This window comes from Pseudomonas sp. LBUM1640 (assembly GCF_059716225.1).
Map to the genome: position 1 here is coordinate 5,596,457 of NZ_CP166816.1, position 15,232 is coordinate 5,611,688.

Annotated in this window: 14 protein-coding genes and 2 pseudogenes; 6 read left to right on the forward strand and 10 right to left on the reverse strand. The window is 60.0% G+C overall.

From position 1 onward, the window contains the following. Positions 1-123: 123 nt before the first annotated feature. Positions 124-654 (forward strand): annotated as a pseudogene (locus ACA065_RS24770) (methyl-accepting chemotaxis protein); the annotation flags it as partial. Between the two features lie 124 nt (positions 655-778). Here ACA065_RS24770 and ACA065_RS24775 read toward each other — a convergent pair. Next, positions 779-1,348 (reverse strand): NAD(P)H nitroreductase, encoded by a 570-nt coding sequence (locus ACA065_RS24775; RefSeq protein ID WP_497691926.1) that lies wholly within the window; start codon positions 1,346-1,348, stop codon positions 779-781. A 139-nt stretch (positions 1,349-1,487) separates the two neighbouring features. Here ACA065_RS24775 and ACA065_RS24780 point away from each other — a divergent pair, with 139 nt between their 5' ends. From ACA065_RS24780 to ACA065_RS24790, 3 genes are read left to right on the forward strand one after another with little or no spacing between them, the layout of a single operon-like run. Beyond that, positions 1,488-2,915 (forward strand): di-heme oxidoreductase family protein, encoded by a 1,428-nt coding sequence (locus ACA065_RS24780; protein ID WP_497691927.1) that lies wholly within the window; start codon positions 1,488-1,490, stop codon positions 2,913-2,915. Between the two features lie 31 nt (positions 2,916-2,946). Beyond that, positions 2,947-4,011 (forward strand): imelysin family protein, encoded by a 1,065-nt coding sequence (locus ACA065_RS24785; protein ID WP_497691928.1) that lies wholly within the window; start codon positions 2,947-2,949, stop codon positions 4,009-4,011. 2 nt (positions 4,012-4,013) lie between these two features. Further along, positions 4,014-5,114 (forward strand): DUF1513 domain-containing protein, encoded by a 1,101-nt coding sequence (locus ACA065_RS24790; RefSeq protein ID WP_497695418.1) that lies wholly within the window; start codon positions 4,014-4,016, stop codon positions 5,112-5,114. A 1,110-nt stretch (positions 5,115-6,224) separates the two neighbouring features. On the opposite strand, the gene ACA065_RS24795 is transcribed toward ACA065_RS24790, so the two are convergent. From ACA065_RS24795 to colR, 5 genes are all read right to left on the reverse strand, one after another. Then, a complete protein-coding gene (locus ACA065_RS24795) occupies positions 6,225-6,452 on the reverse strand; it encodes a hypothetical protein (protein ID WP_497691929.1) in 228 nt (75 codons plus the stop codon). Next, positions 6,449-7,168: a lipopolysaccharide kinase InaA family protein gene (locus tag ACA065_RS24800; RefSeq protein WP_497691930.1), complete on the reverse strand. Its 720-nt coding sequence runs from the start codon at positions 7,166-7,168 to the stop codon at positions 6,449-6,451. The genes ACA065_RS24795 and ACA065_RS24800 overlap by 4 nt, the downstream gene beginning before the upstream one ends. 4 nt (positions 7,169-7,172) lie before the next feature. Then, the gene (locus ACA065_RS24805; RefSeq protein WP_497691931.1) at positions 7,173-7,853 is read right to left on the reverse strand and encodes a class I SAM-dependent methyltransferase; all 681 of its coding nucleotides are present in this window, start codon (positions 7,851-7,853) and stop codon (positions 7,173-7,175) included. 188 nt (positions 7,854-8,041) lie between these two features. Then, complete coding sequence (locus tag ACA065_RS24810; RefSeq protein ID WP_497691932.1) at positions 8,042-9,322, reverse strand: sensor histidine kinase; 1,281 nt, start codon at positions 9,320-9,322, stop codon at positions 8,042-8,044. After that, entirely contained in the window at positions 9,312-9,995 is a 684-nt protein-coding gene (colR, locus tag ACA065_RS24815; protein ID WP_003175870.1) for a two-component system response regulator ColR, read from the reverse strand. Before colR ends, ACA065_RS24810 begins: the two co-directional genes overlap by 11 nt. Positions 9,996-10,242: 247 nt before the next feature. Here colR and ACA065_RS24820 point away from each other — a divergent pair. Together ACA065_RS24820 and ACA065_RS24825 are read left to right on the forward strand one after the other, a co-directional pair. Further along, positions 10,243-11,184: pseudogene (locus ACA065_RS24820) on the forward strand (LTA synthase family protein); the annotation flags it as partial. 93 nt (positions 11,185-11,277) lie between these two features. Beyond that, on the forward strand, positions 11,278-11,637 hold the full coding sequence (locus ACA065_RS24825; protein ID WP_497691933.1) for a hypothetical protein: 360 nt from the start codon (positions 11,278-11,280) through the stop codon (positions 11,635-11,637). A gap of 78 nt (positions 11,638-11,715) precedes the next feature. Here the strand turns inward: ACA065_RS24825 and groL are convergent, their stop codons facing one another. The 4 genes from groL to ACA065_RS24845 all read right to left on the reverse strand — a co-directional run bounded on the left by groL (position 11,716) and on the right by ACA065_RS24845 (position 15,231). After that, complete coding sequence (groL, locus tag ACA065_RS24830) at positions 11,716-13,362, reverse strand: chaperonin GroEL (protein ID WP_064453985.1); 1,647 nt, start codon at positions 13,360-13,362, stop codon at positions 11,716-11,718. Positions 13,363-13,412: 50 nt separating this feature from the next. Then, entirely contained in the window at positions 13,413-13,709 is a 297-nt protein-coding gene (locus ACA065_RS24835) for a co-chaperone GroES (RefSeq protein WP_017846112.1), read from the reverse strand. Between the two features lie 247 nt (positions 13,710-13,956). Further along, positions 13,957-14,433 carry an FxsA family protein gene (locus ACA065_RS24840; protein WP_016975517.1) on the reverse strand — a complete coding sequence of 159 codons (477 nt, stop codon included), beginning with the start codon at positions 14,431-14,433 and terminating at the stop codon, positions 13,957-13,959. A gap of 66 nt (positions 14,434-14,499) precedes the next feature. Continuing rightward, positions 14,500-15,231, reverse strand: coding sequence for a HugZ family pyridoxamine 5'-phosphate oxidase (locus ACA065_RS24845; protein ID WP_497691934.1), 732 nt, complete (start codon positions 15,229-15,231; stop codon positions 14,500-14,502). Position 15,232 lies beyond the last annotated feature (1 nt).

The following is a 15,232-nucleotide window of genomic DNA, read 5'->3' on the forward strand; positions in this document are numbered from 1 at the left end:
GCAGCACGCGGCGCGGACCAATCGGCGCGCGAAGGCATGTCGATCATTGAACAGAGCACCCGCGACATCACCACCCTCGCCGAAGAAGTCAGCAAAGCGGTGAGCGAAGTTGAAGCCCTGGCGGTGAACAGCGAACAGATCGGCTCTGTGCTGGAAGTGATCCGCAGCATTGCCGAGCAGACCAACCTGCTGGCACTCAACGCGGCCATCGAAGCGGCGCGCGCCGGGGAAAGCGGGCGTGGGTTTGCGGTAGTTGCCGACGAAGTGCGCAACCTGGCCAAACGCACCCAGGATTCGGTGGAAGAAATTCGCCTGGTGATCGAGCGTATCCAGAGCGGCACCCGTGGCGTGGTGGCGACCATGCATTCCAGCCAGCACCAGGCCCAGAGCAATGCCGGGCAGATCCATCAAGCGGTGCAAGCGCTCGGCAAGATCAGCGATGCGGTGACGGTGATCAGCGACATGAACCTGCAAATCGCCAGCGCCGCCGAACAACAGAGCGCCGTGGCTGAAGAGGTCAACCGCAACGTCTCGGCGATCCGCACCGTGACCGAAACCCTCACCGGCCAGGCCACCGAGTCGGCGGCGATCAGCAGCCAACTGAATGCGCTGGCCAGCCAACAGATGAAGCTGATGGATCAGTTCAAGGTGTAAACCTGACGTCGAAACAAGGGAGATCTCCTGTGGGAGCGGGCTTGCTCGCGAATGCGGTGTGTCAGTCCGTACATCTGGCGACTGCCACACCGCTTTCGCGAGCAAGCCCGCTCCAACATTTAGATCACTGTTGGTCTACAGGCCAAGCCTGAACAAACGCCGCCACATCCTCTTTTGGCGCAGTACGCGGCGGGTTCTGCGGCGTACCCAAATAGAGGAAACCAATCACTTCCTCATCCGCCGTCAGCCCCAAGCCTTTAGCCACGTGAGCCGAGTAGGACAGTTCCCCAGTGCGCCACACCGCACCAATCCCCTGGGCGTAGGCCGCCAGCAAAATACCGTGAGCCGCGCAGGCAGCCGCCAGCAGTTGCTCGGATTTCGGCACCTTGAAATGCTCTTGCAGGCGGGCAATCACCACCACCACCAGCGGCGCGCGCAATGGGCCGTTCTGGGCCTTGTCGATGGCGGCTTGCGGGGCGTCGGCGTCCTGCAGACGCGCGGCTTCGGCCAACAGCGTGCCCATATGCTCACGGGCAGCACCTTCCACGGTGAGGAAACGCCATGGGCGCAGCTGGCCGTGGTCCGGCGCGCGCATGGCGGCGGCGAACAGCACATCGCGCTGCTCCTGGGTCGGTGCCGGCTCCAGCAAACGCGGCACGGAAACACGGTTGAGCAAAGCGTCGAGAGCCTGCATTGGCCACCTCCAGAGAAAAATGTGCGGTCATTCTAGCGGGAATGAATCGGATTCGACCAAACGATAATTGCTCTTATTCAATCCGCCCTGCCCTGTTAGACTTTGCGGCCTAATTTTGGCTATCGCTTCAGGAATTTCGATGTTCCGTTCGCTATTTCGCCTGTCCGCAGCATTGATGGCCTTGTGCCTGACGGCTTGCGATGACGCCCCACGTTTCACCAAGGCTGAGCCTGGTGAAGCGCGAGCCGGCGGCGCGACGACGGTGAACAAGCGCGACCAGAACGCCTTTTCCTTGCCCTCGGCCAACCTTGCGCCCACCCGCCGCCTGGACTTCAGTGTCGGCAACAGCTTCTTTCGCAGCCCGTGGGTGATCGCGCCGTCCACCACCACCGCGCGTGATGGCCTGGGCCCGCTGTTCAACACCAACGCCTGCCAGAACTGCCACATCAAGGACGGCCGAGGCCATCCGCCGCTGCCCGACGCGCCTAATGCGGTGTCGATGCTGGTGCGCCTCTCCATCCCGGATACACCCGCCCTCGCCAAGCTTATCGAGCAGGTCGGCGTGGTGCCCGAGCCTGTCTACGGCGGGCAACTGCAAGACATGGCGGTGCCGGGCGTGGCGCCTGAAGGCAAAGTGCGCGTCGACTACACACCGGTTAACGTGACGTTCAAGGACGGCACCGTGGTCGAACTGCGCAAGCCGGCCCTGCAAATCACCCAGCTCGGCTACGGCCCGATGCACCCGGATACACGTTTCTCGGCGCGCATTGCCCCGCCGATGATCGGCCTGGGCCTGCTCGAAGCCATCAGCGACGCCGATGTCTTGCGCAACACCGACCCGAAAACCGCCGACAAAGAAGCCCTGGTCGGCCGCGCCAATTGGGTCTGGGACGACGCCCAGCACAAAACCGTGCTCGGGCGTTTCGGCTGGAAAGCCGGGCAACCCAACCTCAATCAACAAAATGTTCACGCGTTTTCTGGTGATATGGGCCTCACCACGTCCCTGAGACCTTTCGATGACTGCACCGACGCCCAAGTCGCCTGCAAACAGGCCCCTGACGGCAATGGCCCGGATGGCGAGCCGGAAGTCAGCGATAACATCCTGCGCCTGGTGCTGTTCTATACGCGCAACCTGGCCGTGCCGGTGCGCCGTGGCGTCAACACGCCGCAGGTGCTGGCCGGCAAAAACCTGTTCTACCAGGCCGGTTGCCAGGGCTGCCACAAACCCACGTTCACCACGGCCGCCAACGCCGCCGAACCCGAACTGGCCAACCAGGTGATTCGCCCTTACAGCGACCTGCTGTTGCACGACATGGGCGATGGCCTTGCCGACAACCGCAGCGAATTCAAGGCCGGTGGCCGCGACTGGCGCACCCCGCCGTTGTGGGGCATTGGCCTGACGCAGGCCGTCAGTGGTCACACTCAGTTTTTGCATGATGGTCGCGCCCGCAATCTGCTTGAAGCCGTGCTGTGGCATGGCGGTGAAGCGCAAACGGCGCAGCAGCATGTGCTGTCCTTTAATGCCGAGCAGCGTGCCGCGTTGCTGGCGTTCCTGAATTCTTTATAAGCTTTGCCCCAATTACAGAAGGGAGCTCGACATGTTTCGTCCCAAGTTGTTGTTCACCAGCCTTGCCGCCCTCGCCCTCGGCGCCTGCTCGCCGCAGGACCCGCAAGCCGTGACCTCGGCGGCCATCGCCAAGCAAGTGATCCTGCCGACCTACAGCCGCTGGGTTGAAGCCGACCGCCAACTGGCCGTCAGCGCCCTCGCCTACTGCCAGGGCAAGGAAAACCTGGACACTGCCCGCGCCGACTTCCTGCACGCGCAAAAAGCCTGGGCCGAACTGCAACCGCTGCTGATCGGCCCACTGGCCGAGGGCAACCGTTCGTGGCAAGTGCAGTTCTGGCCAGACAAGAAAAACCTGGTCGGCCGCCAAGTCGAACAACTGGTCACCGCCCAGCCGCAGATCGACGGCGCCGCACTGGCCAAATCCAGCGTCGTGGTACAAGGCCTCTCGGCCTACGAATACATCCTCTACGACGCCAAGACCGACGTCGCCGACGAAGCTCAGAAAGCCCGTTACTGCCCGCTGCTGGTGGCCATTGGCGAGCGCCAGAAAGCCCTGGCCGAAGAGATTCTGGCCAGCTGGAACAGCACCGACGGCATGCTCGCGCAGATGACCAAGTTCCCGAACCAGCGCTACGCCGATTCCCACGAAGCCATTGCCGACCTGCTGCGCGTGCAAGTGACCGCATTGGATACGCTGAAGAAAAAACTCGGCACGCCGATGGGCCGCCAGACCAAGGGCATCCCGCAACCGTTCCAGGCCGATGCGTGGCGCAGCCAGTCGTCCCTGCAAAGCCTGCAAGCCAGCCTTGCCGCCGCCCAGACCGTCTGGGCCGGCGTCGACAACAAAGGCCTGCGCGGCTTGTTGCCGTCGGACCAGAAGCCCTTGGCCGACAAGATCGACGCCGCCTATGCCGCCTCACTGAAACTGTTCACCAGCAACCAGCGCACGCTGAATGAATTGCTGGCTGACGACGCCGGGCGCCAGCAGCTCAACGACATTTACGACAGCCTCAACGTGGTCCACCGCCTGCATGAAGGCGAGCTGGCCAAGGCGTTGGGCATCCAACTGGGCTTTAACGCCAACGACGGTGACTGATGATGCTCAGGCGACAGGCTTTGGCGGTGGGCAGCGTGCTGCTCAGCGCACTCACGTTGGGCGGTTGGACGCTGTTCAAGCAAAAGGGCTTAAACAGCCCGCTGCTGCTGTCGGCGCGCGATGATGTGGATGGCAAACACTACGCCGTGGGTTATCACTTGGACGGCAAGCAGGTGTTTGCCACCCAGGTCGGCCAGCGTTGCCACGACATCATCAACCACCCGACGCTGCCGATTGCGCTGTTCGTCGCCCGTCGCCCGGGCACTGAGAGTTACTTGATCAACCTGCGTGATGGCGCGTTGCTGCAGACCCTCACCTCGAATGCCAATCGCCACTTTTATGGGCATGCGGTGATTCACAAGAGCGGCGACTGGCTGTATGCGACCGAGAACGACACGACCGACCCGGGCCGTGGGTTACTGGGCGTATACCGGTTCGAAGGTGAGCGGCTGGTGCACAGTGGGGAGATTTCCACCCACGGTATTGGGCCGCATCAGGTGTCGTGGATGCCTGATGGCGAAACCCTGGTGGTGGCCAACGGCGGGATTCGCACCGAGGCCGAAAGCCGGGTGGAGATGAACCTCAACGCCATGGAGCCGAGCCTGGTGCTGATGCATCGCGATGGCAGCCTGATCAGCAAGGAAACGCTGGGGCAGCAGATGAACAGCGTGCGTCATATGGGGATCGCCAGCGATGGCACCATTCTCACCGGGCAGCAGTTTATGGGGGCGTCTCAGGAGCGCTCTGAGTTGCTGGCGATCAAGCGGCCGGGGCAGCCGTTTGTGGCGTTCCCGGTGGCGGATGAGCAGTTGCAGGCGATGGGGCATTACACCGCCAGTGTCGCGGTGCACAGTGAGTTGCGGTTGGTGGCGCTGACTGCGCCACGGGGGAATCGGTTTTTTATCTGGGACATGGACAGCGGGGAGCTGAGGCTGGATGGGCCTTTGCCCGACTGCGCGGGGGTTGGCGCGGTAGCGGATGGGTTTGTGGTTACTTCGGGTCAGGGGCGTTGTCGGTTTTATGATTGCCGTCGGGTTCCGTTGGTTGCTAAGCCGTTGGAGTTGCCTTCGGGGTTTTGGGATAACCATCTGCATTTGGTTTGAGGGTGGTTGGGGTTGGGGTTGGGGTTGGGGTTGGGGGCATATCCGTTGCTGCGGTAACGGCTGCAATGGGTTCCGCCCTTACGGCGGGTCACTTTGGAAAAGCACCAAAGTAACCAAAGTGCTCTTGCCCCACCACTCGGCACCTCGCCTCCGGCTCGGTGTGCCCTCACGCAGGCTTTGGAGCGGGGGCCGCCGCGATGGGCCATCCTTGGCCCAGCGCGGCTAAACCGGCGTCCTGCCGGTTTACCCCCGCTCCAAAGCCTGCGTTCGGCCAGCGTGGTTGACGGGGCGCCTAAGATCAAAATCAAGATCAAAAGCAAGAGCACGGCGGCCTAGTAGCCGACCTGAGTGGTTAGATCAAAAGCGAAAGCGAGGCGGCCTGACAGCCGACCTGTTTACTGAAGCTGTTCTCGGTCTAATTGTGGGAGCGGGCTTGCTCGCGAATGCGGTGTGTCAGTCAGTTTATTTGTAACTGGCCCACCGCATTCGCGAGCAAGCCCGCTCCCACATTTTGAGCTCAGTACACCAGGTAGATGTGTGTACTCGGTCAACGGTGGGAGCTGGCTTGCCTGCGATGCAGACACCTCTGTACATCAGGCATAACCAGTTGATGCAATCGCAGCGGTTCGGCGGTCCGACAAGCCAGCTCCCACAGAAAAGCAGCTCTGCTTCTGATCTGTTTTTGCCCTGCTTTTGCTTCAACCACTCAGGTCGGCTACTAGGCCGCCGTGCTCTGCTTTTGATCTGCTTTTGATTTTGATCTGACAGGCCCCGTTAACCACGATGGCCGCAAGTAGGCACGGTGGAGCGGGTAAACCGGCAGGGATGCCGGTTTAGCCGCGCTGGGCCAGGGATGGCCCATCGCGGCGACCCGCGGAGCCGGGCCGGAGTGCGGGCATGCCGAGCCTAGGCGAGGCACCGAGTGGTGGGGCAAAGACCTTTTGGTTACTTTTGGGGCGTTTGCCAAAAGTGACTCGCTGTAAGAGCGAAACCCTAAGCCGCCGTTACCTAAATAACGGATATGTACTCCTGCCCCCCTCACCACAGCGCAAAAAAAAGGGCCTCACATCACATCGCAAGGCCCTTTCTCGGGGGGGGGGTTGAATCGTTTCAACTTTGCGGCCTCATGCCCTGAGACATCCCAAACATGAACAACAACAACTCATGATCAGGCTTGACCGCCACACTCGCCTTGGCGACGCGCGGCAACAGGCATTGCCCGCTACCTTGCACCGCACTGAGTACTTGTGTGCGAGGCTGTTCCCACGCAGCCAGCGCGAGGGCTGCAATGCCCAACGCCCCGACCAGGAACAAACCTCGTGCTATTTCTAGCTTCATCTGGTTAAACCCTTGATAGCGCTGCCAAACGCCGTCTCATAAAAGTAGCTGAGTTTTTTCCAGTCAGTATCACTCCACGACGAATGGCGCCGCAGTTGCTGCATGTCATGGGAGGCGGCCCGATAAGCGGTCAAACGCTGACGGCATTTCTCAAAATCCAACAGCGCCACTTCCACAATGGCCGAGTCGCCTTCACCCGCAACCCGTACAAATATGTGCTTGATGTACAGGCAACCATGCTGCCAACGGCCCTTGTGCATACGCGCCAGGGTGCCCGCCACTTCCTTCAGCACGCGCTCATGCACCACCTCGCCGTACTGTTCACGGCCACCAGCGGCGTACCAGTTTTCGATCTCGTCGAAACCATCAAGCGACGCGGTCACCAACAGCGCTTTCCATTGGTGCTCAGGGTCGCGGCGCGCCTCGCAGAACACCAATTCCGGCACCCGTACATCCAAGGAACGCAGGCCCTTGAGCGCATCGCGTTCACGCAATACGGTCGGGCGCCCAAACGGGTGCAGCAAACTGCGGTAGATATGCCCGGTCTGGCGCTTGCTGTAGAGCAAGCGGCCGTTAGGGCTGATCACGCGTTGCACGCCGCTTTCACCACCGCGTCGACGATTGGGTTCCTCAACCCACTCGCCCTGCTGGCGCCAGAAATAATCAAAACGTTCTTCGGGAGCTACATGACTGCCTGCTATGCACTCAACTGCCATCCTGTTACCTCTTGCGCAATACATACACACGCCACATGGCGTAAAGCGGTATGAAGTCCAGGGATTCCTGAACACGGAAACCGGCTTGCTCAAACTCTGCCTCAACAGTAGCAGCCGGTAACACGAACCGGTTTTGGTAACCTTCTTGCTCACCTTTATTACGACGTTTCACTTCGGCGCGCTTGCGTTTCCAGGCCTTGAAATTGCCGTCCACCCACAGCGAAATAATCACGCTGTCACGGGTAACCCGCTGAAATTCCCGCAGTATCGTCATTCGATGCGCAGGGTCACCAATGTGGTGCATCAAGCGCATGCAGAAAATGCTGTCGACCGAGTTATCAGGCAAGTCGATATCAAAAGCAGATGTCTGCAAAGGGCGTACCCGTTTCACCACGTCCGCCGGCTGAGCGACAGTCGCAACCTTCAACATCGACTCGGAATTGTCAGCCCCGATAATCACACGGTTGGGTTTTTCAGCCAGCAACGGCCAGAAACGCCCGGCCCCGCAGGGCAAGTCCAGCACCAAGCCTGGCTCGCCGGCCATGGCCAACGCACCGCGCGCCAATTGCTCGTCGCGTTTGTGGGACAACCGGCGAGCCAAATTATCCTGATGCTTGAGCAAATAATTCTGCGCGTGCTGATCGTCGTACTTTTCGGAAAAATCGAGCTTGATCGGGGTAGACATCGACGGATCTCCAGTAGCTGATGCCTACAACCTTAAGCACCGCACTGTGATCAACAGGTCAACCCGTTGTGAAAAACTTGTCCTGTCCAATCTCATACATTTCAAGACTTTACAGATACAAGCAATAGCATGGGGCCATCTTCGCCGAATTACGGCGATTTCTGGCAGGATAACGGCAGGGGCAGGCGTCAGGGCTTGACCTGACTCAACTGGACATGAAAACGGCAGCCGTTGGGCTCCATCGTGCTGAGGCTGACGGTCCAGCCCTGGTTCTCACAGATGCGCTGCACCAGCGATAAACCGAGGCCAAGGCCTTCGCCACGTTTCTCGCTGCCACGCACGAAAGGCTCGAACATCGCTTCACGCTTGTCTTCGGGAATACCTACACCGGTGTCCTCCACCACAAAACCGCTGGGTTCGAGGGTCAAGCGGATAAAGCCGTGTTCGGTGTAATGCAGGGCATTGCGCAACAAGTTGCCCATGACCGCGTGCAGAAAGGTGGTGTTGTAGCGCGCGTCCAAGGGATTGCCGGGTTGGTAAATCAACTCCAACCCTTTGCGCTCGATGGGATCGCGCCAGATGCCGAGCAAATCGTCAGCGACCTGCGGCAATGTCACCTGCGGTGACATCGCGGCTTCATCGTGTTCGGCGCGGGCCAGCATCAGGAAGGTCTGCACCAGCTCACGCATTTCTTCGCAGGCGCGGGCGATTCGCTCCACCTGCTTGCGACCCCGTTGGTCGATGGCCGGGTTTTCCAGCAGCAGTTCGCAGGAACTGGCCAGTACCATCAAGGGCGTGCGCAATTCATGGCTGACATCGCTGGTAAACAACTGCTCGCGGGACAACGCCTGGCGCAAGCGGCCTAGGGTGGCGTCGAAAGCCACGGCCAGTTCGCCAACTTCATCGGCTGCGTAATCCGGTGCCAGCGGCGGCGCCAAGCCCAGCAACTGGTCGCGATGACGCACCTGGCGGGCGAGCCGCACCACCGGCGCCATCACCTTGCGCGCAAGCACCCAACCGAGGAATACCGCCAGCGCCAGGCTGAGCACGAAGCCCACCAGCACCACGGCAAACAGCACGCGCTCGCGCTCTTCGAAATCGCTTTGGTCTTGCAGCAGCACATACCGTCGGCCATCGACCACTTCGACCATGGCGTGGTACGACAGCGCCTCGCGGAACACCTCATGAAAGCCCGGTTCCAGGTGGCGTAAATCCTTGGGCAGCTCGAAATCCCCGCGCCCGCCGCTGAAATAGAACAACTGGTCGGGCTCTGGCCGATGGCTCCAGTCCTCGACGCTGTCCATCAACAAGAGCCGTTGCAAGTCACCGCCCAGGCCTGCCGAGATCAGTTTTTCTTCCACCAGGTGCACGGTCGCAACGATGCCCATGGCGAACGCCCCCGCCACCAACGCGCTCATCAAGGCAAAGGCAATGATGATCCGCTGGGCAAGGCTTTGCTTAAACTCCATCACGACCCTCGGCCAGGCGATAACCCACACCGTGCACCGTTTGCAGCAGCGGCTTGGCGAAGGGTTTATCGATCACTTGGCGCAATTGGTGAACGTGGCTGCGCAGGCTGTCGCTGTCGGGGCAGTCATCGCCCCACAGGGCTTCTTCGAGAATTTCGCGGCGCAATACATGCGGGCTCTTCTGCATCAACACCGCGAGCAGTTTCAAGCCCACCGGGTTGAGTTTGAGCAGGCGCCCTTCGCGGGTGACTTCCAGGGTGTCGAGGTCGTAGCTCAAGTCACCCACCTGCAAGGCACGGCGGCCGCCGCCCTGGGCACGGCGCAGCACAGCTTCGATGCGCGCGGCCAATTCCGACAAGGCAAACGGTTTGAGCAAGTAATCATCGGCGCCGGACTTGAAGCCCTGCAGCCGGTCATCCAACTGGTCACGGGCGGTGAGCATGATCACCGGCGTATCGCGGCGCGCGTCTTCACGCAGGCGTTTGCACAAGGTGTAGCCATCGATGCCGGGCAGCATGATGTCGAGCACGATCAAGTCGTAATGCTCGGTGGCGGCCAGGTGCAGGCCTGACAAACCGTCCTGCGCACAGTCTACGGTGTAGCCTTTTAGCCCCAGGTAATCGGCCAGGTTGGCCAGAATATCGCGGTTGTCTTCAACCAATAAAATTCGCATGGGCAGTGTCTCCGTACGCGGTAACGGCCGTGTTGGCTCGCGCAGCTTAAGGCCAAGTGTGGCTCAGGGATAGACCTTGAAAGCCTGTCGATAAAGGTTTTCAACCCATTACACAAACCAACAAGTTTTTCACTATAGCTTCACAAGCTGACTACAGCGTCAGGCCGAAGATCGCCGCCCATTGATATAAGGAACATAGACATGGGTTTTCTCAAAACAGCGCCTGTGCGCTTTTTGCTGCTGGTAACCGGCGCCTGGGCGTTCAATCGTCAAGCGCATCGGCCGTGAAAGCGGTTTCGCCAGCCTCGGCCAGCAACTCAGTGCCATCGGTTACGACAGCGTGTTTGTCTACGGCGGGCGCGGTTATTTCGACAACATGAACGCATTTTTCAGCGGCAACGGTTATCGGGTGGTCGACCAGAGCAGCGTGCCGGAAACAGATATCTCGTTCAAAAACGCCTGGGGCATGGCCGATGAAGACCTCTACCGGCAAACCCTGAAACTGGCCGACGCCGATTACGCCAAGGAGCAGCCCTTCTTGCTGCAACTGATGACCACCTCCAACCATCGCCCCTACACCTACCCGGACGGGCGCATCGATATCAAATCCGGCAACGGCCGTGACGGCGCGGTGAAATACACCGACCACGCCATCGGCGAGTTCCTTGACGCGGCACGCCAGAAGCCGTGGTTCGATAACACGATCTTTGTGTTCGTCGCCGACCACACTGCCGGCAGCGCGGGCAAGGAAGACTTGCCCATCACCAACTACCAAATCCCGCTGTTTATCTATGCACCCAAGCTGATCGACGCCCGGGAAACCGCGCAACTGGCCAGCCAGGTCGATCTTGCGCCGACGTTGCTGGGCCTGATCAACCTGAGCTACGAGTCGACCTTTTTCGGCCGCAACCTGTTGCAGGACAACCCACTGCCGCCGCGCGTGGTGGTTGGCAACTACCAGCACCTGGGGTTGTTTGACGGCAAGGACCTGGCGATCCTCAGCCCACGCCTGGGCCTGCGTCGCCATGACCAAGCCTTGGCCGAGAGCCAGGAGTTGCGGGTGGGCAGTGATGACCCGCTGATCCAGCGCGCAATCACCTACTACCAGGCCGCCAGTTATGATTTCAAACAGCAGTTGCTGAGCTGGAAAGCGCCCAAGGATGATGCTCCCGTCATCAGCCTCCGCTGACCGGCCCGCTCGAGCCCTTGCCTGCCACAGGGCAAGGGCGTAACACTTGCGCCCACTCTCTGGCGCCTGAACCCCAGGTTGGAGAGCCCGTACATGCGTCCCCCCAAAAAGCGTTTGTTCACGCTGATGCTGTCGTTGTGCATCGGCACCGGCACAGCGTCGGCCTTGCCCATGGTGGTCACGAACCCACCACCACAACGGGTGGATCAGTACGTCACCGACTACACCCGGAAGGCCGCGTGCTACCCCAGCATGATGAGTCAGGTCGTTGTAGCTGAGCACCGGAGGCGGCCCAGGCTGGCGCGCGCTAAAAAACTCGCGCACCTGCCTGTCTCTCGCCCACTCAACGAAGCTGTTGCACCGCAACCCCTGGCACTTATGCCGCATGCCCAATTGATGTTGGCCCGTGGCATGACCTTCAAGAAGCTGTTGCGGCGACGCTCCATCGGCTGATGAGTTGAAAAAAGCCCATAAAAAAACCCCGCCTGCATCGCTGCAGGCGGGGTTTTTCAGTAGCCGGGTAAGGCTGGCTTACATCATGCCGCCCATGCCACCCATGCCGCCCATGTCTGGCATACCGCCGCCAGCCGAGCCTTCTTTCTTCGGTGCATCAGCAATCGCAGCTTCGGTGGTCAGGATCAGACCGCCGATGGAAGCAGCTGCTTGCAGCGCCGAACGAGTCACCTTGGTAGGGTCCAGGATGCCCATTTCGATCATGTCGCCGTAGACGCCAGTCGCAGCGTTGTAACCGTAGTTACCTTTGCCGTTCTTGACTTCGTTGACCACAACGCTTGGCTCGTCGCCGGAGTTGGCAGCGATCTGGCGCAGCGGTGCTTCAACAGCGCGACGCAGTACAGCGATACCCACGTTCTGGTCGGCGTTGTCGCCTTTGAGGTCAACCAGCGCTTCCAGAGCACGGATCAGCGCAACGCCACCGCCAGGTACTACGCCTTCTTCGACGGCTGCACGGGTTGCGTGCAGGGCGTCTTCAACGCGAGCTTTCTTCTCTTTCATTTCAACTTCGGAACCGGCGCCAACCTTGATCACTGCAACGCCGCCGGACAGCTTGGCCAGACGCTCTTGCAGTTTTTCACGGTCGTAGTCGGAGGAAGTTTCAGCAACCTGGGCACGGATCTGAGTGATGCGCGCCTGGATGTCCTGCTCTACGCCAGCACCGTCAACGATGATGGTGTTCTCTTTGGAGATGGTCACGCGCTTGGCACTACCCAGGTTTTCCAGGGTGGCGCTTTCCAGGCTCAGGCCGATCTCTTCGGAGATAACAGTACCGCCGGTCAGAACAGCGATGTCCTGCAGCATGGCCTTGCGACGGTCGCCGAAGCCTGGAGCCTTGACGGCTGCGACTTTAACGATGCCACGCATGTTGTTCACAACCAGTGTCGCCAGGGCTTCGCCTTCAACGTCTTCGGAAACGATCAGCAGTGGGCGGCCGGCTTTGGCAACGGCTTCCAGTACTGGCAGCATTTCGCGGATGTTGGAGATCTTTTTGTCGACCAGCAGGATCAGCGGGCTGTCCAGCTCGGCAACCATGGTCTCTGGCTTGTTGACGAAGTACGGGGACAGGTAGCCACGGTCGAACTGCATGCCTTCTACAACCGACAGTTCGTTTTCCAGGCCAGTGCCTTCTTCAACGGTGATCACGCCTTCTTTACCGACTTTTTCCATGGCTTCGGCAATGATGTCGCCGATGGAGCTGTCGGAGTTGGCGGAGATGGTGCCTACCTGAGCGATAGCCTTGGTGTCAGCGCATGGCTTGGACAGGTTTTTCAGCTCGGCAACAACAGCGATGGTCGCCTTGTCGATGCCGCGCTTGAGGTCCATCGGGTTCATGCCGGCAGCGACGGCTTTGTAGCCTTCGTTGACGATAGCTTGAGCCAGAACGGTAGCGGTGGTGGTGCCGTCGCCTGCGTCATCGTTGGCACGGGAGGCAACGTCTTTGACCAGCTGCGCGCCCATGTTCTCGAAACGGTCTTCCAGTTCGATTTCTTTGGCTACCGAAACGCCGTCCTTGGTGATGGTCGGAGCGCCGAAGCTCTTCTCGATGATCACGTTACGGCCTTTAGGGCCCAGGGTCGCTTTTACTGCGTCAGCCAGGACGTTGACACCGGTGAGCATTTTCTTGCGGGCGGAATCGCCGAATTTAACTTCTTTAGCAGCCATGATCGATATTCCTTAAATTCTTTGGAGTAACGGAAAAATGAGCGGGAAAATCAGCCTTCCAGTACAGCGAGAATCTCGTTCTCAGCCATGACCAGCAGGTCTTCGCCGTCAACTTTCACAGTGTTGCTGCCGGAGTAAGGGCCGAATACAACCTTGTCACCGACTTTAACGGCCAGCGCACGCACTTCACCGTTTTCCAGAGTCTTGCCTGGGCCTGCAGCGACGATCACACCGTGGTTGGCTTTTTCAGCAGCCGAACCTGGCAGAACGATACCGCCAGCGGTTTTCTTTTCTTCTTCGCTGCGACGGATAACGACGCGGTCGTGCAGAGGACGAAGCTTGCTCATTGTCGATCTCTCCTAATTGTGTTTTTCATCGGCCGGTATCGATACCGGCGAGTTGTATTCCGGCTGTGCCGGTCGCGCCTCGCCAAGCAAGACGCGGAAGTCTGTCTGGTGTCGCCACCAGAAACCTTGCGGTGACCGTTACATAAGGGCGCATAAGCTTATTACAAGGGGCCGTAGCGGAAATTTTTTGTGTCTGCTGGCGACCAAAAGCAACACGGCACCCGAAGGTGGCGTGCCAATAAAGCGGTTATTTGCTGTCGCGGTGTTCGAACTCGCCTTCGATCACATCACCTTCGCGCCCCAACGGCTGGCGCGGAGCCGGGCCGCCACGAGGTTGCAGGTCATCGGCGAACGCACGTTGACGAATCGCGGCTTCTTCGGCGCGCTGGCGCATCTTGCCGGCCAGCAGCTTGCGGGTGAACGGCAGCAGCATGACCAGCCCGACCACATCGCTGATAAAGCCCGGCAGGATCAACAGGCCGCCCGCCAAAGCCATCATCAGGCCTTCAAGCATGGTCTGGGCCGGCAGTTCGCCGCGGTTCAAGCTTTCACGGGCACGCAACGCCGTGGCTAGGCCGGCGACGCGCAGCACCAGAACGCCGAGCATCGAGCCGAGAATGATCAGTAACAGGGCCGGGAAAAACCCGATCGCGCTGCTGACTTGAACGAATACAAACAGCTCCAACACCGGAAATAGCAGAAAGAGCAATAAAAAAGGGCGCATCAAATGGTTCCTCAACGCAAGAATGCCTTGCCAGTCCACCTTAGATGACGTCGCCATTTCGTGAATTCAAGCGTTGGCAGGCTCTTTTTTCGGCCACACCTCTGCGTGAGCCAATGAAACCAGGGCTTCGCGTACTTGTGTCGGATTGTTGCAAAGCGCCGCGAAAGGCAGCCAATGCAAGGATTGGCCAATACGCAGGTGCATGCCTTCACTGTCGATGCCCGCCAATTGCGCGGGCTCAAAGGTCGGCAAGCCGGCCAGGTCGACGTAATGCGCGATGGCCTTGGCGTGATCGCTGTTCATGTGCTCGATCATGCTGCGCTCGGCCTTGCCCGCAAAGGGGTTGGCCAAGGTCAACTGGTCGACCCAGTGAATGGCGCCGAACCCGCCGATATAACGGTGACGCACCGGCTTGAGCACCCAGAAGTCAAAATCGTGGGCCTTGTGATAGTTGGCTGAGTCGGGAAAATAGCGGTAGTAACGCTCGGCCGCCGCTTCAATGGCCGCGGCGTCTTCCAGCTTCTCGGCTTCGGCCAGGTAAGTCAGGCGCCCCACGGCCTGCACATCATCGGCCTCACGCTCACCCACCAGCAGCGAACACTTGGGGTCTTTCTGCAGGTTATGGGTGTGTTGGGCGATACGGCTGATCAGTATCAGCGGGCGGCCCTGCTCGTCGAGGCAATACGGCACGACCGAGCCGAAGGGAAACCCGGGCATGGCTTTGGACAATGTGGAGAGAGCCCCACGGTATTCCTTGAGCAACAGCTCTCGGGCGTTCTTGGCAACCTGCGCGCTCACT

What these genes read in the sequence shown, in the direction of transcription:
- ACA065_RS24810 (WP_497691932.1), bottom strand. Translation starts at nt 9,322, where the DNA reads ATGGAGTTTAAGCAAAGCCTTGCCCAGCGGATCATCATTGCCTTTGCC.
- ACA065_RS24790 (WP_497695418.1), top strand. Translation starts at nt 4,014, where the DNA reads ATGCTCAGGCGACAGGCTTTGGCGGTGGGCAGCGTGCTGCTCAGCGCA.
- ACA065_RS24795 (WP_497691929.1), bottom strand. Translation starts at nt 6,452, where the DNA reads ATGAAGCTAGAAATAGCACGAGGTTTGTTCCTGGTCGGGGCGTTGGGC.
- ACA065_RS24800 (WP_497691930.1), bottom strand. Translation starts at nt 7,168, where the DNA reads ATGGCAGTTGAGTGCATAGCAGGCAGTCATGTAGCTCCCGAAGAACGT.
- ACA065_RS24775 (WP_497691926.1), bottom strand. Translation starts at nt 1,348, where the DNA reads ATGCAGGCTCTCGACGCTTTGCTCAACCGTGTTTCCGTGCCGCGTTTG.
- ACA065_RS24840 (WP_016975517.1), bottom strand. Translation starts at nt 14,433, where the DNA reads ATGCGCCCTTTTTTATTGCTCTTTCTGCTATTTCCGGTGTTGGAGCTG.
- ACA065_RS24785 (WP_497691928.1), top strand. Translation starts at nt 2,947, where the DNA reads ATGTTTCGTCCCAAGTTGTTGTTCACCAGCCTTGCCGCCCTCGCCCTC.
- ACA065_RS24805 (WP_497691931.1), bottom strand. Translation starts at nt 7,853, where the DNA reads ATGTCTACCCCGATCAAGCTCGATTTTTCCGAAAAGTACGACGATCAG.
- ACA065_RS24835 (WP_017846112.1), bottom strand. Translation starts at nt 13,709, where the DNA reads ATGAGCAAGCTTCGTCCTCTGCACGACCGCGTCGTTATCCGTCGCAGC.
- ACA065_RS24825 (WP_497691933.1), top strand. Translation starts at nt 11,278, where the DNA reads ATGCGTCCCCCCAAAAAGCGTTTGTTCACGCTGATGCTGTCGTTGTGC.
- colR (WP_003175870.1), bottom strand. Translation starts at nt 9,995, where the DNA reads ATGCGAATTTTATTGGTTGAAGACAACCGCGATATTCTGGCCAACCTG.
- ACA065_RS24780 (WP_497691927.1), top strand. Translation starts at nt 1,488, where the DNA reads ATGTTCCGTTCGCTATTTCGCCTGTCCGCAGCATTGATGGCCTTGTGC.
- groL (WP_064453985.1), bottom strand. Translation starts at nt 13,362, where the DNA reads ATGGCTGCTAAAGAAGTTAAATTCGGCGATTCCGCCCGCAAGAAAATG.